The sequence below is a fragment of the Pseudomonas sp. HS6 genome, assembly GCF_023375815.1.
Lineage (GTDB): Bacteria > Pseudomonadota > Gammaproteobacteria > Pseudomonadales > Pseudomonadaceae > Aquipseudomonas.
The window spans coordinates 534,360-554,529 of sequence record NZ_CP067412.1; the positions used below are offsets into that span (position 1 = coordinate 534,360).

The 20,170-nt window shown below is 61.0% G+C and carries 18 protein-coding genes; 10 read left to right on the forward strand and 8 right to left on the reverse strand.

Annotation, left to right across the window (positions count from 1 at the left end; genetic code table 11):
- The 3 genes from JJN09_RS02585 (at nt 1) to JJN09_RS02595 (ending at nt 3,448) form a co-directional block, all read left to right on the forward strand.
- The gene (locus JJN09_RS02585; RefSeq protein WP_249485424.1) at nt 1–1,176 is read left to right on the forward strand and encodes an alginate O-acetyltransferase; all 1,176 of its coding nucleotides are present in this window, start codon (nt 1–3) and stop codon (nt 1,174–1,176) included.
- A gap of 14 nt (nt 1,177–1,190) precedes the next feature.
- The gene (locus JJN09_RS02590; protein ID WP_249485426.1) at nt 1,191–1,847 is read left to right on the forward strand and encodes an alginate O-acetyltransferase AlgF; all 657 of its coding nucleotides are present in this window, start codon (nt 1,191–1,193) and stop codon (nt 1,845–1,847) included.
- 149 nt (nt 1,848–1,996) lie between these two features.
- Complete coding sequence (locus tag JJN09_RS02595) at nt 1,997–3,448, forward strand: mannose-1-phosphate guanylyltransferase/mannose-6-phosphate isomerase (protein WP_249485428.1); 1,452 nt, start codon at nt 1,997–1,999, stop codon at nt 3,446–3,448.
- Between the two features lie 76 nt (nt 3,449–3,524).
- Here JJN09_RS02595 and JJN09_RS02600 read toward each other — a convergent pair whose 3' ends face one another.
- Nucleotides 3,525–6,287: an RHS repeat domain-containing protein gene (locus JJN09_RS02600; protein WP_249485430.1), complete on the reverse strand. Its 2,763-nt coding sequence runs from the start codon at nt 6,285–6,287 to the stop codon at nt 3,525–3,527.
- Between the two features lie 182 nt (nt 6,288–6,469).
- Between JJN09_RS02600 and JJN09_RS02605 the strand changes: the two genes are divergently transcribed.
- Complete coding sequence (locus JJN09_RS02605; RefSeq protein WP_249485432.1) at nt 6,470–6,934, forward strand: multidrug transporter; 465 nt, start codon at nt 6,470–6,472, stop codon at nt 6,932–6,934.
- Between the two features lie 35 nt (nt 6,935–6,969).
- The gene (locus tag JJN09_RS02610; RefSeq protein ID WP_249485434.1) at nt 6,970–7,794 is read left to right on the forward strand and encodes an SDR family oxidoreductase; all 825 of its coding nucleotides are present in this window, start codon (nt 6,970–6,972) and stop codon (nt 7,792–7,794) included.
- A gap of 132 nt (nt 7,795–7,926) precedes the next feature.
- Here the strand turns inward: JJN09_RS02610 and JJN09_RS02615 are convergent, their stop codons facing one another.
- On the reverse strand, nt 7,927–8,808 hold the full coding sequence (locus JJN09_RS02615) for a LysR family transcriptional regulator (RefSeq protein ID WP_249490882.1): 882 nt from the start codon (nt 8,806–8,808) through the stop codon (nt 7,927–7,929).
- A 109-nt stretch (nt 8,809–8,917) separates the two neighbouring features.
- Between JJN09_RS02615 and JJN09_RS02620 the strand changes: the two genes are divergently transcribed.
- Together JJN09_RS02620 and JJN09_RS02625 are read left to right on the forward strand one after the other, a co-directional pair.
- Nucleotides 8,918–10,288, forward strand: a complete 1,371-nt coding sequence (locus tag JJN09_RS02620; protein ID WP_249485436.1) for an MFS transporter — start codon at nt 8,918–8,920, stop codon at nt 10,286–10,288.
- Nucleotides 10,285–10,683 carry a DUF4440 domain-containing protein gene (locus tag JJN09_RS02625; protein ID WP_249485437.1) on the forward strand — a complete coding sequence of 133 codons (399 nt, stop codon included), beginning with the start codon at nt 10,285–10,287 and terminating at the stop codon, nt 10,681–10,683. Before JJN09_RS02620 ends, JJN09_RS02625 begins: the two co-directional genes overlap by 4 nt.
- Nucleotides 10,684–10,825: 142 nt before the next feature.
- Here JJN09_RS02625 and JJN09_RS02630 read toward each other — a convergent pair whose 3' ends face one another.
- Genes JJN09_RS02630 through JJN09_RS02645 form a run of 4 tightly spaced genes read right to left on the reverse strand, consistent with a single transcriptional unit; the run spans nt 10,826 to nt 15,614 of the window.
- Entirely contained in the window at nt 10,826–11,692 is an 867-nt protein-coding gene (locus tag JJN09_RS02630; RefSeq protein WP_085608130.1) for an HlyD family secretion protein, read from the reverse strand.
- A 17-nt stretch (nt 11,693–11,709) separates the two neighbouring features.
- A complete protein-coding gene (locus tag JJN09_RS02635) occupies nt 11,710–11,910 on the reverse strand; it encodes a DUF1656 domain-containing protein (RefSeq protein WP_003221811.1) in 201 nt (66 codons plus the stop codon).
- Nucleotides 11,900–14,092: an FUSC family protein gene (locus JJN09_RS02640; RefSeq protein WP_249485439.1), complete on the reverse strand. Its 2,193-nt coding sequence runs from the start codon at nt 14,090–14,092 to the stop codon at nt 11,900–11,902. The genes JJN09_RS02635 and JJN09_RS02640 overlap by 11 nt, the downstream gene beginning before the upstream one ends.
- Before the next feature lie 10 nt (nt 14,093–14,102).
- Entirely contained in the window at nt 14,103–15,614 is a 1,512-nt protein-coding gene (locus JJN09_RS02645) for an efflux transporter outer membrane subunit (RefSeq protein ID WP_249485441.1), read from the reverse strand.
- Between the two features lie 182 nt (nt 15,615–15,796).
- Here JJN09_RS02645 and JJN09_RS02650 point away from each other — a divergent pair, with 182 nt between their 5' ends.
- Complete coding sequence (locus JJN09_RS02650) at nt 15,797–16,765, forward strand: LysR family transcriptional regulator (RefSeq protein WP_085711718.1); 969 nt, start codon at nt 15,797–15,799, stop codon at nt 16,763–16,765.
- A 144-nt stretch (nt 16,766–16,909) separates the two neighbouring features.
- Here JJN09_RS02650 and JJN09_RS02655 read toward each other — a convergent pair whose 3' ends face one another.
- Entirely contained in the window at nt 16,910–17,122 is a 213-nt protein-coding gene (locus JJN09_RS02655; protein WP_249485443.1) for a hypothetical protein, read from the reverse strand.
- 408 nt (nt 17,123–17,530) lie between these two features.
- On the opposite strand from JJN09_RS02655, the gene JJN09_RS02660 reads away from it, so the two are divergent.
- A complete protein-coding gene (locus JJN09_RS02660; protein ID WP_249485445.1) occupies nt 17,531–18,505 on the forward strand; it encodes a D-glycerate dehydrogenase in 975 nt (324 codons plus the stop codon).
- Between the two features lie 136 nt (nt 18,506–18,641).
- Nucleotides 18,642–19,151, forward strand: coding sequence for a DUF2165 family protein (locus JJN09_RS02665; RefSeq protein WP_249485447.1), 510 nt, complete (start codon nt 18,642–18,644; stop codon nt 19,149–19,151).
- 20 nt (nt 19,152–19,171) lie between these two features.
- Here the strand turns inward: JJN09_RS02665 and JJN09_RS02670 are convergent, their stop codons facing one another.
- Nucleotides 19,172–20,074, reverse strand: coding sequence for a DMT family transporter (locus JJN09_RS02670; RefSeq protein WP_249485449.1), 903 nt, complete (start codon nt 20,072–20,074; stop codon nt 19,172–19,174).
- Nucleotides 20,075–20,170: the final 96 nt, after the last annotated feature.

Below are 20,170 nucleotides of genomic sequence, written 5' to 3' on the forward strand. Positions count from 1 at the left end.
ATGACCCGCTCATTACGCATCTTCTACATCGCGCTGTTTCTGGTGACCCTGCTGGTGCTCGGTCTGTGGTCGGTGCGCAGCTTCTTCGGCTTCAGCACCAACGCCGACGCGACGGTGCTCAACGGCCGCTGGACCAAAGCCGTGGAAACCCACTACGACGACGAGTTCCCGATCAAGCGTCTGGGCACCAACCTCTGGGCCGCGCTGGATTTCAAACTGTTCAACGAAGGTCGTCCTGGCGTGGTGCTCGGTCGCGATCAGTGGTTGTACAGCGATGAGGAATTCAACCCGATCGTCAACGAAGAGCTGAACCTGCAAGGCAACTACGCGCTGGTCGAAGGCGTGCGCCAGACCCTGAAAGAGAAAGGCGTGAAACTGGTGATGGCGATCGTGCCGGCCAAGGTTCGCCTGTACCCGGAACACCTGGGTGAAGTGAAACCGGCGAGCATCCACGCCAACCTCTATCAGGACTTCCACGCTCGTGTCGCGGCGGACAAGATCCTCGCCCCGGACCTGCTCGGCCCGCTGCAAAAGGCCAAACAGAACGGTCAGCAAGTGTTCCTGCGCACCGACACCCACTGGACCCCGGAAGGCGCGGAAATCGCCGCCAACACCCTGGCCAGAACCATCGCCAACAAGTTCCCGCTCAGCGGCGAGCCGCAGCGCTTCATCACCACGCCAGCGGAGAAAGTCACGCACAAGGGCGACCTGCGTCTGTTCCTGCCACTGGATCCGCTGTTCGAAAACCTGATGCCGGCGCAAGAGCCGCTGCAAAAGCGCAACACCGTGGCCGCCGCCGAGCAGCCTGCCGGCGACGACGCGCTGTTCGCCAACAGCGAAGTGCCGGTCGCGCTGATCGGCACCAGCTACAGCGCCAACCCCAACTGGAACTTCGTCGGTGCGCTCAAGCAAGCGCTGCACAGTGACGTCGTCAACTACGCAGAAGACGGCCACGGCCCGATCCTGCCGATGCTCAGCTACCTGAAAAGCGATGACTTCAAGAACAGCCCGCCACAGGTGCTGATCTGGGAGTTTCCTGAACGATATCTGCCTGTGAACAACGAAATCGGCGACGCCGACCCGCAGTGGGTCGCAGAGCTTAAACAAGCCGGCGCACGCCAACAAAACGTAGCAATCAACACTAAATCCGAGACGCCCGATCGGGCGCAAAACTGAAAGAGAGGTACACCATGACTTTCACTACTACTCCTCGTCGTCTCGCAAAACGCATCGCTCTGGTGGCTGGTCTGAGCGTGCTGTCGGTCCAGGCCTTTGCCGGTGGCGACGCCGCACTCTACGGCCCGACCGCACCGAAAGGCTCGACCTTCGTACGCATCTACAACGCCAGCAACGCTGAAGTCAGCGCCACCGTTGGCAGCACCAACCTTGCCGACGTCGCGCCGCTGGCCAGCAGCGACTTCAGTTTCATGCCGGGCGGTGACTACAGCGCCAAGGTCGGCAGCCAGACCCTGCCGGTGAAACTCGCCGGTGACCACTACTACACCTTGTTCAACAACGCTTCCGGCGCGCCGCAACTGATCGAAGAACCGCCGTTCAAGAACAAACAGAAATCCCTGGTGCGCGTGCAGAACCTCAGCGACAAGCCGCTGACCCTGAAGACCGCCGACGGCAAGACCGACGTGGTGCCGAACGTGGCCGCCAAGGGCCGTGGCGAGCGCGAAATCAACCCGGTGAAAGTCAGCCTCGCGCTGTACGAAGGCGACAAGAAAGTCGGCGACGTGAAACCGGTCGCCCTGGAGCGCGGTGAGGCAGCTGTGCTGTACGTCACCGGCAACGGCAGCAACCTGTCGCCAGTCTGGGTGAAACGCCCGGTGTCGACCCGCTAATCCTTTTCTGAACTGACCCGGCTCCTTGTGGGAGCCGGGCTTGCCCGCGATGCAGACGACTCGGTGCAACAGACAAACCGAGGTGATGCCATCGCTGGCAAGCCAGCTCCCACAAAGGCCTAACTAATCGAATTAATGGAGTAAACAATATGATTCCGGTGATCTTGTCAGGTGGTAGCGGCTCACGTCTTTGGCCGCTTTCGCGCAAGCAGTTTCCCAAGCAGTTCCTCGCCCTGACCGGCGAACACACGCTGTTCCAGCAAACCCTCGAGCGTCTGGTGTTCGAAGGCATGGACACCCCGATCGTGGTCTGCAACAAGGATCACCGCTTCATCGTCAACGAACAGCTGAGCAACCGGAACCTGGAATGCCAGCGCATCCTGATGGAACCGTTCGGCCGCAACACCGCGCCGGCCGTGGCGCTGACCGCGATGATGCTGGTCAATGAAGGTCGCGACGAACTGATGCTGGTGCTGCCGGCGGACCACGTCCTCGAAGACCAGAAAGCCCTGCAACGTGCGCTGGCCTTGGCTACCGTCGCCGCCGAAAACGGCGAAATGGTGCTGTTCGGCGTGCCGGCCACCAAACCGGAAACCGGTTACGGCTACATCAAGTCCACCGGCGATTCGCTGCTGCCGGAAGGCGTGAGCCGTGTCTCACACTTCGTGGAAAAACCCGACGTCAAACGTGCCACCGAGTACGTCGAATCCGGCGGTTACTACTGGAACAGCGGCATGTTCCTGTTCCGCGCCAGCCGCTTCCTCGAAGAGCTGAAAAAGCACGATCCGGACATCTACGACACCTGCCTGCTGACCCTTGAACGCAGCGAGCAGGATAACGACACCATCACCTTCGACGAAGCCACTTTCGCCTGCTGCCCGGACAACTCCATCGACTATTCCGTGATGGAAAAAACCCAACGCGCCTGCGTGGTGCCGCTGACCGCCGGCTGGAGCGATGTCGGTTGCTGGTCGTCGCTGTGGGAAGTCAACGAGAAAGACGCCAACGGCAACGTCAGCAAGGGCGACGTGGTGATCCAGGACAGCAAGAACTGCATGATCCACGGCAACGGCAAACTGGTGTCGGTGATCGGTCTGGAAAACATCGTGGTGGTCGAAACCAAGGACGCCATGATGATCGCCCACAAGGACAAGGTTCAGGGCGTCAAGCAGATGGTCAACACGCTCAACGAGCAAGGCCGCAGCGAAACCCAGAACCACTGCGAGGTCTACCGTCCGTGGGGCTCCTACGACTCGGTGGACATGGGCGGACGCTTCCAGGTCAAGCACATCTCGGTCAAGCCGGGTGCGTGCCTGTCGCTGCAGATGCACCACCACCGCGCCGAACACTGGATCGTGGTCAGCGGCACTGCCGAAGTGACCTGTGATGAAAACGTGTTCCTGCTCTGCGAGAACCAGTCGACCTACATCCCGATCGCCTCGGTCCATCGCCTGCGCAACCCGGGCAAGATCCCGCTGGAAATCATCGAAGTGCAGTCCGGCAGCTATCTGGGTGAAGACGATATCGAGCGTTTCGAAGATATCTACGGTCGCTCCACCCCGATCGAACGCGGCGTGTCGGTGAAAACCATCGCGCAGTGATCGCCCGGCAATAAAAAGCCCCCGTCCAGCCCGCTGCGTCCCCTATCCGCAGCGGGTTGGGCGGGGGCTTTGACATTTACCCGCGAGACAATCTTCTGCTCGGACCAGATTGCATCTGCCCCGGGGGTGACGCGCGTCTTGTACGTACACGACTGGAAACCTGTGAAGTAAACGCTACCGCGTACAAGGTCCGGGCCAAAGCGCTAGGCGGATTGTGCCCTGACTCAGCCTGCGACGACGGTGATTCGGCAACCATGACAGGTCTCACCGGTTGCTCAAATGCTGTGCGTTGCGCAGTGAGCATCACGGCACCAGACTCCGGTGTCGCAGACAACATTCTGTGCTGGATGACAGTCGCAGATTCCGTCACCCTCATCGCATTGCCCATCGCCATGCTCACAGCCCCGGCCACACGCACTGCCGGCCGATTGGAGCGAAACGCCGCCCTGCCCGCTCCGAGAAAACCGGAGGCCACGGTATCGCGCCTTACGGCCAATACTTGCGGATCCTCTATCGGGCTGTTGAACGCCACAGACAGCGGCCCCATGATGCGGCTTGTGGCCTGTTCGCCTATGACCGTGCTGATAGCGGCAGACATGATTTCACCTGAGTGATACAGCACCGCTCCCGAAGGCGAGGCGGTCTGGGTCCGTGCGGCGGCAATCACGTGTGCCTGATGGGTGTTGAGCAACCGCATATTGTCATTTGCGCTCAACGCTTCCAGAGCACGGGGAATTTCCCGTCGGTAGGCTTGCACGCTCGGGTCTTCACTGTGTTCAAAAAAATTGCGAATCGGTTGCATGCCTGCGGCTTGCCAGCCCTCGATTTTTCCCTGTTGCGCCAGGTCGTGATAAACCTGATCGGGCGCTTGCGTCGATGACGTATTGTTGGGTGCCCGCCCATCGTTATCCACATAGACGACTGGACTGTTACGCATCGCCCGAAACCGGTGATGCCCATCGACTGCACCCGCAGGGTCAGGATTCAGCCAGCGCTGCCACCATGGAATGTAATAGCGAAATCCGTAGTAGCACAGCCCGCTGGCATCACGTTCCTTGCCTGAGTAACGAACGAATTTGTAGCTGAATTCGCCGTCCTGCCAGGCACTGGTGCCGAAAGGGTGAAACGTCTCGCGACTGATCAACGCGCCGTCATCGGCAGTTTCCAGACTGACCGACCCCAAGTGATCGACATGTTGGTATCGATACCGATTGTTGACTCCCGAAGGCGGCGGACTCTCCCAATGCTGTACTTGAACTTTGTCGGTAATGATGACCTGCAACCGTTCTTCGGTTCCGTTGCTGGTGCGCAACTGCAGCCCGGGTAAATAGCGCACGTCGGCAATCAGGGTGCGGGCTCCAGTTTGCAAAGCGCGTATTTTGCGCACCCGCTGGCTGCTGCCATCGTAGAGATAGGTCTCTCTGTCATTGACACCGGAGGCGCGTTCGACCGGGCTGACCGATTGCAGTTGGTTGCGCAGGTTCCAGCTCAGCATCCACCCCGGCTCCAGCGCCAGCAAGTTTCCTCTGCGATCGTAGACAGCTTCGATTTGCGCGTCGTCGGGAGGCACATCCTCGTAAAGCAAAGCGCGGTTGCTGTAACTCGCTGGTTGCAGTTTGCGCCCGTGGCTTTGTGAGCCGACATGAATCAGGTTGAGCAGGTTGCCACCGGGATCATATTCGTAAGTCTGCTGATAGTTGCTGACCGCCCCCGGATCAATGCGCCCCATTGATTGCGGGCCCTGATTGACAGTGCCGCCTTCCCACCCGAACGCCTTGATCAACTGGTAAAGACTGTCGTAGACAAAGCGGCTGACTGGCTCGATGCGCTGGTTGGCGAAGTAACGGATCGGCAGTGCCTTGTCTTCGATACTCAGGACATTGCCCATCCTGTCGTATTCATAGCTGAAGTGCTGCAGCACTCGAACGTGGGCATCTTCGGTCCAGAGGACCAGCAGGCGATCGTCTTCGGGGCGATAGGTCCGGGAGGTTTGCACACCGTTGCCGGCAGTTTCCTGCGTGGCATCGCCTTGTGCGTTGTAGCGAATGTCAGTAACCAGGATCTGCTCAGGCTCCCCCTTCAACTGCAAGCGGCGCTCGCGCAAGCGGCCATCGACGGTCAGCGCGAGTGTATGCCGGTTGTCTCGGGCATCCGTCTGTTCCAGCACATCCCCCAGCGCACCATGGCGCCACCGCGATGTCGCACCGACGCCAGGCTCCAGCAGCCGCAGGCGATCCGCCTCCTGCACCGGCCAGTCAGGTGTCAGCGGATCCAGAGTGAAGTGGCGGGTGTCTTCGGTGCACGGGCCGATGATTGCAAACGCGTTGAACAGCACGCTGCCGGCCGGATGGTCATGACGAATCAGCTGAACAAACTGGTTTCGCGACTGATCCCCGCTGCCGGGATGACCGTAGGTCAGGCGCTCGACACAACGCCGAGGCTCACCTGCCCCCTGTTCAAATATCGCGACGGGGCGCAGCAAATTGTCGTGCGTGATCTCGCGCTGCGTCTGACCGCTATCCCAACGGAACACCGTTTGTGTGGCGAGCCCCTTCAACTCGATTTGCGCACCGGCATCGACGCTGTCCGAACGAATCATCGAGGCGTCCAGAGCAAACACCTGCGTCAGGTTGGCCGGCGTCAGCGGGTCGCCGGCTTGTGACAGCCAAAGCCGCGGATCCCAGTGTTTCACCGCATTCCCTGCCGGATCGTGAAGAGTGCGGTTGATCCGGGGCTCGACGGGGGCACCCTCGACGGTTCGATAATGGTCGACCGTGCGAACCGACAATCCGCGCGGGTCGAACACAGACATCCTCGGCGTATTGGTATGCAAGCTCATGAAACGCGCTTCCCCGCGCGACCGGCGCTCTTTTGCCTCTGGCATCTGAGCAAGCTCAACGCTGGTTCGGCTACTGTCAGAAATTACAGTCCCGACGAACGGCGCCACCGATCAATCCGCGAATGTCCATTCCCGCGCCCCTTCGGTAGGATGGCACTCACAAGTTCAAGGAGCGTTCGAACATGTTCATCGGCGTCTTGCTGGTCATCACCTGGCTGATCCTGCTGTTGCGCTACCCGGCCAAGGCCTTGCCGGTGTCGATGGCCGCCGCTGTCGGCCTCGGGTTGGTGGCGATGTGGGTGGTGTGGCTGGACAACCGCGAGGTCAAGCAACTGGCACGCCTGGAGTTGCGCATCACCTATGCACCTGAACAGTGCCCGGCGGATCGCCCGCTGCAACTGAAGATGAACAACGGCAACGACGTGCCGCTGACCGAGTTGCGCTGGCGCATTGCGGCGTACGCGCCGGGCGACACCGTGAACCTGGCCGACAATCAATACGCCGCCCCACGCTATCGCGGCCCCGGCGAATTGCAGGCCGGCGGCAACTGGGAAGACTGCCTGCCGATGCCGCCGTTGCGTTCCGGCTATCGCCCGCAAACCCTGGAGTTTCGCGCCGAGCGATTGCAGGGTAGTTTCTCCGACTGATCCCCTCTCCCACTCTTTTGCACAAGGAATGCGCCATGCCCGTTGCGTTGATTACCGGTTGTTCCAGCGGCATCGGCCGCGCCCTCGCCGATGCCTTCAAAAGCGCCGGCTACGAAGTCTGGGCCAGTGCGCGCAAGGCTGAAGATGTCGCGGCACTCGGTGCGGCCGGGTTCACGGCGGTGCAGCTCGACGTCAATGACAATGCAGCGCTGGAACAACTCGCCGAGCGAATCAACCAGCAACACGGCGGCCTCGATGTGCTGATCAACAATGCCGGTTACGGCGCCATGGGTCCGCTGCTCGATGGTGGTGTTCCGGCCATGCAGCGCCAGTTCGAAACCAACGTGTTCTCGATAGTCGGCGTGACCCGTGCGCTGTTCCCGGTGCTGCGCCGGGCGAAGGGATTGGTGGTGAATGTCGGCAGTGTTTCCGGGGTGCTGGTCACGCCATTTGCCGGGGCCTACTGCGCCTCGAAAGCGGCAGTGCATGCGTTGAGCGATGCGTTGCGCATGGAGCTGGCGCCATTCGGGATTCGCGTGCTGGAAGTGCAGCCGGGGGCGATTCAATCGAGCTTCGCCAAGAATGCCGGGCATGAGGCCGAACAACTGATCAACGAACAATCGCCGTGGTTTCCGTTGCGTGAAGGCATCCGGGCGCGGGCCAAGGCTTCGCAGGACAAACCGACCCCGGCCAGCGAATTTGCTGCGGAGTTGCTCAAGGCTGTGCAGCAGAGCAAACCGCCACGGCTGATCCGCATCGGCAATGGCAGCCGGGCTTTGCCGCTGTTGGCGACGTTGCTGCCGAAGGGCTTGCTGGAGTCGACGTTGATGAAGCGCTTCGGGTTGCGCGGGCAACTCTGAGACCGAGTCGCTGCCATCGCGGGCAAGCCCGCTCCCACAGGTTCTTGTGCCGTACTGGATATCTGAGCACACCGCTAAACCTGTGGGAGCGTGGCTTGCCCGCGACGGGGCCAGTGCAGACACCGCAGAGCATCACTCCCAACCTTTCATGAAATCAATGAACGCCCGCACCTTCAGTGGCAGGTGCCGGGTGTCCGGGTACAGCGCGTACACGCCTTGCTGGGCGAAGCGGTAATCCGGCAGCAAACGCTGTAATCGCCCGGCGTCCAGGTCTTCCTGAATCAGCCATTGCGGCAAAATCGCCACGCCTTGCCCGGTCAATGCAAAGGCACGCAGGGTCGCGGAGTTGTCGGCAACAATGGCGGTGGTTCCCGGTTTTGGCTGATAGAGATGCTCGGTGCCGGCGGGGTCGCTGACCGTCATTTCCGGCACTCGCCCATGCCCCAGCGTCGGCATCGATTCCAGCACCGCCAGCGTATCGACCGGTGCAAAATTCTCGACCAACCCCGGCGCTGCCACGGCAAACACCTCGAACTTCGACAACTGCACCGCCCGCAGATTGGAGTCATGCATGCGCCCCAAGCGGATCGCCAGATCGAACCGTTCGGAAATCAGATCGGCATGGGTCGAAGACGTGGACAAGTGAATATTCAACTGTGGCTGCTGTTGACGGAATACCTCCAGCGCCGGCACTACCTGAGCCAGGGCAAACTCCACGGTTGTGGTGATGCGCAGCGTGCCCTTGAGCTGCGAGTGTTCCGAGCGCGCCTCTTCGATCGCCAACCGCGCTTCGTCCAGCGTGCGCAGGCAGCGCCGGTAAAAACGTTCGCCGGCATCGGTCAGGGCCAGTTGCCGGGTGTTGCGGGTGAGCAAGGTGACACCCAACTCTTCCTCAAGACGTTTGAGGTTGAAGCTCACCACCGCGCGCGTCTGCCCCAGCGTGTCAGCGGCGGCGGTCAACGAGCCGGCCTCGACCACGGCCTTGAAGGTATCGAATCGGTCCAGGCTGACCATTTTCATCCCGCTCACTGTCAAAATAATTTTGACAAACTAGCAGCCAAACCAGCGTATTTCTATCGCCGCCAGCGCCCTACTCTGCACGCTTCATCATAGGGAAGCTGCCATGGCCTATCGCTCGAAAGTCGCGCTGGTGTATCTGTTGGGGTTCGCCCTCGACCTGCTGAACATGTTTGCCGCCAGCATTGCCTACCCGGACATTGCCGCACAGCTGCACGCCTCGGTGACGCAACTGGCGTGGATCACCAACGCCTACATGCTCGGGCTGACACTGATCATTCCGATGAGCGTTTGGCTGGCTGCGCGGGTGGGTGAGCGGCGGCTGATCCTCGGTTCGTTGCTGGTGTTCGGGATCGCCTCCGGGCTCATCGCTCAGGCGAGCTCGATTGAAAGCCTGATCGGCTGGCGACTGCTGCAAGGGCTGGGTGGCGGGTTGTTGCTACCGGTCGGTCAGGCCTTGGCCTATAGAGAGTTTCCCGCGACACAACGCGCGCACTTCACGGGGGTGGTTTTGCTGGTGGCACTGATGGTGCCGGCCCTGTCGCCGGCGGCGGGCGGTTTGATTGTTGAAGCGTTGTCGTGGCGCTGGATTTTCTACCTGAACATGCCGGTGGCGCTTTTCGCTTTCGGATTGGGCCTGTTCTGGCTGAAAGCGGATCAGCCAACGAGTGAGCGCCCGGCACTGGACGCACGCGGCCTGCTGCTGGCGGTGTCAGCCCTGAGTCTGTTGTTGATTGCCGTCAGCCTGGCGAGTGAACCCGCTACCCGCCACCTCGCGGGCGGTGTCCTGCTACTTAGCGCCGTGACCCTGTGGATATACCTGCGCGATGGCTGGCGCAAACCCGGGGCGGTCCTCGACCTGCAACTGATCAAGAACCCCTCGTTGCGACTGGCGATGCTGATCTACCTGTTTGTGCCCGGCATCTTCACCGGCACCAACATGATTGCCGTGTTGTACCTGCACGACCTCGGTTTCGGCGCAGCGCACACCGGGGCGCTGATGCTCTCCTGGGCGGCGGCTTCGGGCGTGGCGATCATGCTGGGCAAACGCCGTTTCAACCGGGCCGGCCCCAAGCCATTGCTGATCGCCGGCATGCTGTTGCAATGCCTTGGCATCGTCGTGCTGATGCAGATCGACCAACCCGCCAGCGTCCCGTTGATCTTCGCCTACGCCCTGATGGGACTGGGTGGCAGTTTGTGCAGCGTCACCGCGCAGACGCTGGCGTTTGTCGGCATCACGCCGGGAAAAATGGGCCATTCCAGCGCGCTGTGGAATATCAATCGTCAGCTCGGTTTCTGCCTCGGTGCGGCGCTGCTCAGCTCACTGCTGGGCGCGTTGGGCGCCAACGGTTTCAAATACTGCTTTCTCGCCGCCGCTTTGCTCACGCTGTTGCCGATGGCCGCCGTGCTGCGTTTCGACTCATCGAACGTGCTCGCCCTTTTGCACTCACCTCACCTTCAGGAAAAATCCACATGACTGACTACGCCGACTATTTTGACGAAGTGATACAAGCCCACGAAGCCATCGAACGATGGTTTGCCGTGGAGGAAGAAGAGGCCGCGCTGGAGCGATTGCTGACACGTTTTTCGCCCCGGTTTTCCATGGTGTCGCCGCTGGGGCGCGTGCTGGATTTCGAGGCCTTGCGTGCGCTGTTTCAAATGGCGGGCGGGAAGAAGAAGGGATTCAGGATCGATCTCGGCGAGCTTTGTGGGATTGCCTTGCACGAAGGCGGTGCGACAGTGAGTTATCGCGAACAGCAGACCGATGCGAGCGGGTTGCACACGGATCGGCGTTCAACCGTAGTGTTTGAAAAAACCGAATCCGGACGGGTGATCTGGCGGCATCTGCACGAAACGTTTTGCAGCGAGTAGAAGCTGAGTATTTGCTTGTAAACCGAGTCGCCTGCATCGCGGGCAAGCCCGCTCCCACAGGTATTGTGACGTGCCCAGGATGCCTGGACGCCGTGATACCTGTGGGAGCGAGCTTGCTCGCGAATAACTACAACGCGGTCTGTCAGTTATCCACAGCGTCCTGCTTCACAACAACGGTGCAGGTAATCCCCGCCGCCAACAGCACACCCTCCGGCACTTCATCGATGTGAATCCGCACCGGCACCCGTTGTGCCAGACGTACCCAATTGAAGGTCGGGTTCACATCGGCGATCAGTTCACGGCTTTCCGGGTTGTCGCGGTCGTAGATACCGCGGGAGATGCTCTCCACGTGCCCCTTCAGGACTTCGCCGCTCATCAGTTGCATGTCGGCCTTATCGCCGACCCGCACGTGGGGCAGTTTGGTTTCTTCGAAGAAGCCGTAGACCCAGAACGAGTTCATGTCGACCACGGCCATTTTCGCTTCGCCGATGCGGGCGTAATCGCCGCGATGGACGTTGAGGTTGGTCACGTAGCCGTCCACCGCCGCCCGCACTTCGGTACGTTTGAGGTTGAGTTCGGCGGCTTCCAGCTGCGCCTGGGCCTGTTGGTAATCGGCCAGTGCGGAGTCGGCGATGTTGCTGGCGTCGTCGCGGTTTTCCTTGGAAATCACCAAGGCGTCCATATCGGCGCGGCGATGGGCGTTGACCCTGCGCATCTCCCACGTGGCCTTGCGCGAAGCCACCAGCGACTGCGCCTGTTTTACCGCGAGGCGGTAGTGCTCGGGGTCGATCTGCATCAGCAAATCACCTTTCTTCACCAACTGGTTATCGCGTACCGGCACGTCGACCACTTCACCAGTGACGTCGGCGGCGACGTTGATGATGTCGGCGCGCACCCGACCGTCGCGGGTCCACGGGGTGTTCATGTAGTGCTCCCACAACGTGCGGCCGATCCACAGCGCCAGGGCCAGCACCAGCAGGGTCGCGAGCAGGCTGAAAAACTTTTTCATCGGGACAATTCTCAGACTCAACGGTAGACAGTCAGCGCCATCGCGCCGAACAGACAGGTAAACAGGCTCAGGCGCAGCAGCGCCGGGTGCCAGAAGAAGCGGTACAGATCGAACCCCGAGAGGAACCGGTCCAGCGCCCAGGCCAGTGCCGCAGCAACGAAAAACATCAGGGTCATGGTCGGCATGTACACGCCGTGGAAGGCGATTTCACGAGGCATGGGCAAGTCCTTCGGGCTTGGCGATGGCATAGGCGGCGAGTGGCGATTGCGGGTCGAGCAACGAGGTGCGGATGAAGTGCAGATAACTTTTCACCCGACGCAGTGCCGAGGTATCGAAGTGCGGCGCGAACGGCTCGTCGGTGGCGGCGACTCGGCTGATCGCGTGATCGACCGCCACCAGTGCACGTTCCAGATTGCTCGAATTCGGTTGCAGGAACAGCCGCACCAGCGAGCGCCCCATGACCCGGATCGCCTGGCGCCATGGCTGGGATTCGGCATACGCCGGATGCACCGGCAGGATCGCCTGTTCCTTGCGCAACTCGATGATCGCGTGGCCGACTTCCAGCACCACGAACATCCAGCGCAGCAGGTTTTTCTGCACCAGCGGCTGACCGGCTGCCAGACCGTAAGCCTGATGCATCAGGTCGCGGGTACGGCTTTCGAAACTCGATGCCAGGCCCTTGAGCTTGCCGCTGATGGCGTACACCACTTGCCCGCGCAAGTCCTGCTCCAGTCGCCGCCACAACCAGCGGCTGTTCGGCGGCAGAATGATCGCCCCCGCTGCCGCGCAGACCAGCATGCCCATGACCATGGCGATGTAGTCGTTGATGAAGGTGTAGGGGTTGTAGATCGTCAGGTTGTCCGGCACGGAACCGGTGCTGAAGAAGATCAGCAGACCGAGACCGACACCCGCGTATTGCGGCCGCGATGCGAGGAACGAGCCGAGCACGATCACCGGCGCGAGCATCATGCACAGCAGCGGGAAGCCGTCGATCCACGGGAAGATGAAAAACATCTCGACGAAGCCGATCAACGCCCCGAGGAACGTGCCACACGCCATCTGGAACGCCATGCGTTTCGGGTTCGGCGTCGCCGCCGACAGGCCCACGGTGGCAGCGGCAATCAAGGTCATGGTCGCGCCGCTCGGCCACGCCGTGGCGACCCAGTAACTGCCGAGCACGACCAGGATGAACGTGGCACGAATCCCCGAAGCCGCCGCCGCCCACCAACTGGTTTGCGGGGTGAACGGCTCATCCCAGCGCTCGCGTTCGTGGCTGTGATCGGCCAGCGAGGCGTGGGTCTGTGCATAACCGTGCAGGTCATCGACGAAGCGATAAAGCAGTTCATACGCGGTGTGGAAATCCAGCAGCTCGGCATCGCTCGGATCGCTTTCCTGGAAGACCGCCCGCAGACTGCGCACCCGCGCCGGCAAACCTTCCTTGTACGCCGTCAGCGCCGTCACCAGACGCGCTGCATCCGGGCTGGTCAGGGCGCGGCCGCTGAAGCCGTCGAGCACTTCGGCCAGATCCTGCAGACCCGGTTTGATTGCCGCTTCCACATGGTCGGCACCGTTGCGGCGCAGGCGTTCGAGCAACTGGTGCAAGGCGTTGAAACGGGTGGTGATGCCCATGAACTCGCTGTTCAGGCGACTGAGCCGGCCGTTACGTCGACGCATGTGCGGGTCTTCGAACACGGTCACGCTGCGCAGCCCTTCCAGCCCCACCGCTTCGGCGATGAAGCGCACGTTGCTGGCCTCGAACGATTCCGGTTTGCTGCGCCCGCGCAGGCCATCGGTGACGAACAACGCGAACACACCGAAGCGTTGATACAAGGCGTTGCGCATCGCGGCGCTGGCGGTTTGCGGCAGGATCGCGGCGCTGACCAGGGTCGAGCAGAGAATCCCCAGCGAGATCTCCAGCACCCGCCACACCGCCGCCATGAACGCACCGTCTGGATGCGCCAGCGCCGGCAGTCCGACCATCGCAGCGGTGTAGCCGGCCAACACAAAACCGTAGGCGCGGAAGTTGCGGCAACGGGCGGCGCCGGCCGAGCAGATGCCGACCCAGATCGCCAGCGAACCGAGGAACAGTTCGGTGTTCTGGGCGAACAGTGAAATCAGCGTGACCATCATCGCCGACCCGGCCAGGGTGCCGAGGAAGCGATAGAAACTCTTGGCGAACACCTGGCCGCTCTGCGGCTGCATGACGATGAACACAGTGATCATCGCCGTGCGCGGTTGCGGCAGTTCCAGGCGCATCGCCAGCCACAGGGTCAGAAACGCGGCGATCAATACCTTGAAGATGTAGACCCAGGTCACGCCGTCGCTGCGTGCCCAGTCAAAGAAACCCCGGCGCCATTCCAGGGAGTAGAGCCAGCGCAAAGGTGCGGGCAAGGGAGTCATTAAGTCTTGCTCAGTGGTCGAGGGCTTGAAGAAGGGCCGGGGTTTTCGGGGCGGCGGTCTGCTCAGCGGTCGGCACGTCTTTACCCGCACCAAGACCACCGCCCAATGCTGTCACCAGTTCCGCATGGGCACTCAAGCGCGCCGCCTGCACCTGCTGCTGAACCTGCTGCTGTTTGAACAGCAGGGTCTGAGCGTTGAGCACGTTGAGGTAGTCGGTGAGCCCGCGCTGGTAGGCGATCATCGCGATGTCGTAGGTCTTCTGCGCAGTGGCCACGGACTCGGCGGCGAACGTCTGCTGCTTGTCCATCGACTCGCGACGGATCAACTGATCGGAGATGTTCTTCAGCGCATTGACCAGGGTCTGGTTGTAATGCGCGACGGCGATGTCATAACCCGCCGAGGCTTCACCGAGTTCGGCACGCAGTCGCCCGCCGTCGAAGATTGGCAGGGAGATCGCCGGCCCGACGTTGTAGTTGAGTTTCTTGCCGGTCAAAAACTCCAGCGCCCCGCCGCCGGTGGCCATGTAGCCGAGGCTGCCGACCAGATCGACGTTGGGGTAGAACCCGGCGTGCGCGACCTCGATTCCGCGCGCCTGCGCCGCCACTTGCCAGCGACTGGCGACCACGTCCGGGCGCTGACCGAGCAATTCGGCGGGCAATGCCGACGGCAGTTTCAGCGCCGCGCCGAGGGACAGGGTCGGACGCTGCAATTGCGCGCCGGCGCCCGGCCCTTTGCCGGCCAGTGCGGCGATCTGGTTGCGGCTCAGGGCGATTTCTTCGTCCAGCGCATCCAGCTGCCGATGGGTTTCCGGCAGCGGGGTTTCGGCCTGGCTGACTTCGAAGTGGGTGCCGATCCCGCCATTCAGGCGTTTCTGCGCCAGCTCGAGAATCTGCTGTTGCTGCTTGAGCGTCGCCGCGACGATGTCGCGCTGGGCGTAATGCAGCGACAACTCGATGTAGGCGCGCACGATGTTGTTCTGCAATTCGAGCTGCGCCTGACGCGCCTCGGCCACACTCATATGCGCGAGATCGACGGCCCTTTCGGTGCTGTTGCTTTCACGGCCCCAGAGGTCGAGGGAGTAACTGAAACCCAGCGCGGCGTGGTTGTCCCAGGTGGTGCTGTTGGCCAGCTCACCAGGGCCGTAGAACTGGTCGGTCGGCCAATTGTGGCGCTTGAGGGTCGACTCGCCATTGATCTGCAACGACTCGGCGGCTTCGGCGACACCGGCCATGGACCGGGCCTGACGCACTCGCGCAGCGGCCATGGCCAGGGTCGGGCTGCCTTGCACGGCCAGGTCGATCCAGCGATTGAGTTGCGGGTCGCCGTAGGCCTGCCACCATTGGGCTGTGGGCCAGTTTGCGTCATGGGCAGCGTGGGCGATGGCCTCGTCGGTGGCCAGTTCATTGGCCTCCAGTGCCTTGCCCTGCGGGGCAATGCCTCCGGTTCCGATGCAGCCGCTGAGACCTAACGAAATAGCCAGAACACTGAGCGGCAAAAGCGCTCTGTTGATGCGACGCGGCACTGCTGCGAATTCCTGAGGTGGGAGATGTTTCGAGGTGGGCGCAATTCTAGGGGGGCGCCATAACGGCGATAAGCTGGGAATCCTGTGAATCTTTGTTACCGTTAACAAGATAATCCCTTGGTCGGGGGTCTCAGCCCCTGAAACTTCGTGTCACAATTTGCCATCTCCCTTGAGAGCACCCCATGGACACTTTGCAAAACATGCGCGCCTTCAGTTGTGTGGCCGAAGCGGGCAGCTTCACCGCCGCCGCCGTGCAACTCGACACCACCACGGCCAACGTCTCGCGCGCGGTCTCCAACCTTGAGGCCCACCTGCAAACCCGCTTGCTCAACCGCACGACCCGGCGCATCGCGCTCACCGAAGCCGGCAAGCGCTATCTGCTGCGCTGCGAGCAGATCCTCGCCTACGTCGAAGAGGCCGAAGCCGAAGCCAGCGAGGCCCATGCCCGCCCGGCCGGGCAATTGAAAGTGCACACCATGACCGGCATCGGTCAGCACTTCGTGATCGACGCCATCGCTCGCTACCGCAAGACCCACCCGGACGTGACCTTCGACCTGACCATGGCCAACCGCGTACCGGACCTGCTCGACGAAGGCTACGACGTGTCCATCGTCCTCGCCCGTGAACTGCCGGACTCGGGTTTCGTCTCGCAACGCCTGGGTATCACCTACAGCATCGTCTGCGCCTCCCCGGCCTACGTGAAAGCCAACGGCTGCGCACAAAAACCCAGCGACCTGCTGAACCACGCCTGCCTGCGCCTGGTGAGCCCGGTGATCCCCCTGGAAAAATGGGCCTTCGATGGCCCGGAAGGCCAGGAAATGGTCACCATCAACAGCTCGCCGTTCCTGGTGAACTCCGCCGACGCGATGAAAACCGCGATCACCAGTGGGATGGGTGTCGGTGTATTACCGGTGTATGCCGCGATTGAAGGCTTGCGCAATGGCTCGCTGGTACGGGTGATGCCGAACTACCGCTCACAGGAACTGAACCTGTATGCGATCTACCCGTCGCGCCAGTATCTGGATGCGAAGATCAAGACCTGGGTCGAGTACTTGCGTGGGTCGTTGCCGGAGATTCTGGCGGGGCATCAGGCGGAATTGGCGGCTTATGAGATGAGTGGCAGTCTGGCGGGGGTGCGGGTGGCGAATTGAGTTGGCGGTCCTGAAAAATGGGGTGATGTTGAGGGCGCCAACCCCTCTCCCAGAGGGAGAGGGGACTGACCGAGTTGTCTGGGAGAGGTACACCGACGTGGAAGACCGAGGTGAATTCGGGTTCGAAAATGCATGCCACTCGACTCATGCATCCACATCTACACCCACATCCACATCCTCAACCTCATCCTCAACCTCAACCTCAACCTCAACCTCAACCTCAACCTCAACCTCATCCACATCCACATCCACATCCACATCCACATCCACATCAGCATCAGCATCAGCTTCCACTGCTTTTTGCCGCATCTGCTCCTGCTTCCTCCTCCTCTTTTGCTTTGGCTTTCCACCACTCAACACAATGAGCGTTAGCTCGAGTACCGCTCTTGACGTGCCGGCCCCTTCGGCAGGCTGAGTGGAGGGATTCATCCGGGGGTGGGAGCGCAGCGACCGTGCGGCGCAGCCGCATGCATCGAGAGGAGGTGCAGCGAAGCAAACCGTAGGCGATGCCCCCGGATGAATCCCGGAACGAAGGAACACCGAGCCTAGGCGAGGTGCCGAACGCCGGGGCCCAGCGTTTTGGTTACTTTGGGGCGTTTGCCAAAGTGACTCGCCGTAAGGGCGAAACCGCCAGCCGCAACACCCGAAGAAACGGATATTCACCCCAAACCCCAAAAGTCTGGTCGGCCCAGAGGCCGCCAAGACAACCCAAAACAGAAATGTTAGCTTGCTTGGCAATAAAGCCCCGAAGCCGAGCCCATAGCGATGAAAAAAACAGTCCTGGCCTTCAGCCGCATCACCCCACCCATGATCGAACGCCTGCAACAGGACTTCGACGTCATCGTCCCCAACCCGAAAAACGGCGACATCAACGCCCAGTTCAACGAAGCCCTGCCCCACGCCCACGGCCTGATCGGCGTCGGTCGCAAACTCGGCAAGGCCCAACTGGAAAACGCCTCGAAACTTGAAGTGGTCTCCAGCGTCTCCGTCGGCTACGACAACTACGACCTCGCCTACTTCAACGAACGCGGGATCATGCTCACCAACACCCCGGACGTCCTCACCGAAAGCACCGCCGACCTGGCCTTCGCCCTGATCATGAGCAGCGCCCGCCGCGTCGCCGAACTGGACGCCTGGACCAAGGCCGGCCAATGGCAGGCCAGCGTCGGCGCACCGCTGTTCGGTTGCGACGTACACGGCAAGACCCTGGGTATCGTCGGCATGGGCAACATCGGTGCCGCCGTCGCGCGTCGCGGACGTTTCGGTTTCAACATGCCGATTATCTACAGCGGCAACAGTCGCAAGACTGAACTGGAGCAGGAGCTCGGCGCGCAGTTCCGCAGCCTTGACCAACTGCTGGCCGAAGCGGATTTCGTTTGCCTGGTGGTGCCGCTGAGCGACAAGACCCGCCACCTGATCAGCCATCGTGAACTGGCACTGATGAAGCCGGACGCGATCCTGGTGAACATCTCCCGAGGTCCGGTGGTCGATGAGCCGGCATTGATCGAAGCGTTGCAAAACAACCGCATTCGCGGCGCCGGCCTCGACGTCTACGAGAAAGAACCGCTGGCCGAGTCGCCGCTGTTCCAGCTGAAAAACGCAGTGACCCTGCCGCACATTGGTTCGGCGACGAATGAAACTCGCGAAGCCATGGCTAACCGTGCACTGGCCAACCTGCGCAGCGCGCTGCTCGGTGAGCGACCGCAGGATCTGGTGAATCCACAGGTCTGGCGCGGATAAAAAATCGGGCAAGTGCTGTACGGCACTTGCCCGATCATTTATCCAACACACATAACTTGCAATTGAACTGAACAACGAAACAGACACTGTCGCTATAGACTCTCCAGAAATTAAAACTTTCTGGAGAACATCAACCTTGAAAAGCCTGACCACCGATCAACTTATCCGCTACAGCAAAGTCATACTCATGGCTTATTTCAGCATCTTCGGCCTTCTCGTGATGTACAGCAACTTCACCGACTATCCGTCAAACTATGAATATGTCGGGCACATCCTCAGCATGGACACCACCCAGATCAACGAAAACATACGATATCGGGCAATCACCTCACCCATGCTGCACCACCGCATCTACTGGCTGATCATTACGCTGGAGGTGATTTACACCGTTTGCTGCCTGCTGGGCACTTATCATCTCTATCAGAAAATCAACGATTCAGCCGAAGCTTTCCACGAAGCCAAAAAACTCTCGCTCATTGGTTTGATGATCGCCATGTTTGTATATTACGTCGGCCTGCAAACCATCGGTGTTGAATGGTTCGACATGGACACTTCGCAAACATGGAATGCCAAGGACTGGGCCCGGCACATTGTCGATTTCATATTTCCGTTATTGATTTACATCGTCATAAAAGTTGAGCGCTGAATATTCAGCGCTCATGCGCATCAGGCCAGTTTGCCTTGACTCGGCAGTATCGGTGCGCGGGGTTTGCGAAACACCAGCACATTGCCCAGCATCACCAGCACCAACCCCGCCAACGCCGACACCGTCCATTGATAGCCTTCGGCAAAGGCCGAAACGTTCAACGCCACCACCGGGAACAGCACCGTGCAGTAAGCCGCACGCTCCGGGCCCATCCGACCGACCAAAGTCAGGTACGCGGTAAAGCCAATGACCGAGCCGGGAATGACCAGGTACAGCAGCGCGCCGATGTAACGCGATGTCCATTCCATCTCGAACGGAATGCCTTTGACCAGGCACCACACCGACAGCATCGCCGCGCCGTAGGCCATGCCCCAGGCATTGGTGGTCAGCGGTTTGAGGCCAGCCTTCTGTTGCAGGCTCGACAACATGTTGCCCGCCGAGAAACACAGGGTGCCGCAGAGCGCCAGGCCGAGGCCGAGCAGGGTTTGCGGAGTGGCGTGATGCCCAGCCAGTTCCGGCCAGAACAACAGACCCAGACCGCCCAGCCCCAGCGCCCCGCCCATCAACACATTGCGCGCAATACGTTGGCCGAAAAACACTCGCGCATTCAGCGCGTTCCACAACGTCGCGGTGGAAAACACCACCGCCACCAGACCGCTGGGAATCCATTGGCTGGCGGTCAGGAAACACATGAAGTTGACGCAGAACAGGCACAAACCCTGCGCCACGCAGATCAGATGCCCGCGCCGGTTCATCGGTTGCAGACGGCGGCTGAGCAGCAACAGCGCAAACAACACCAGCGCGGCGAGGCCGAAGCGATAGACGATCGACACCGGAATCGCGACCACGCCCAGTTGCCATTTCAGGGCGATCCAGGTGGTGCCCCAGATCAGCACGGTCAACAAATACAACGACAGGTTCATGGCAGACGCTCCTCGATTGGGTTTCAGTGTCCGCCCACGCCCTGCACCCACGCTTGCATAAACTTGCGCTTTTGTCGGGCCGCAGGCTGGCAGCGC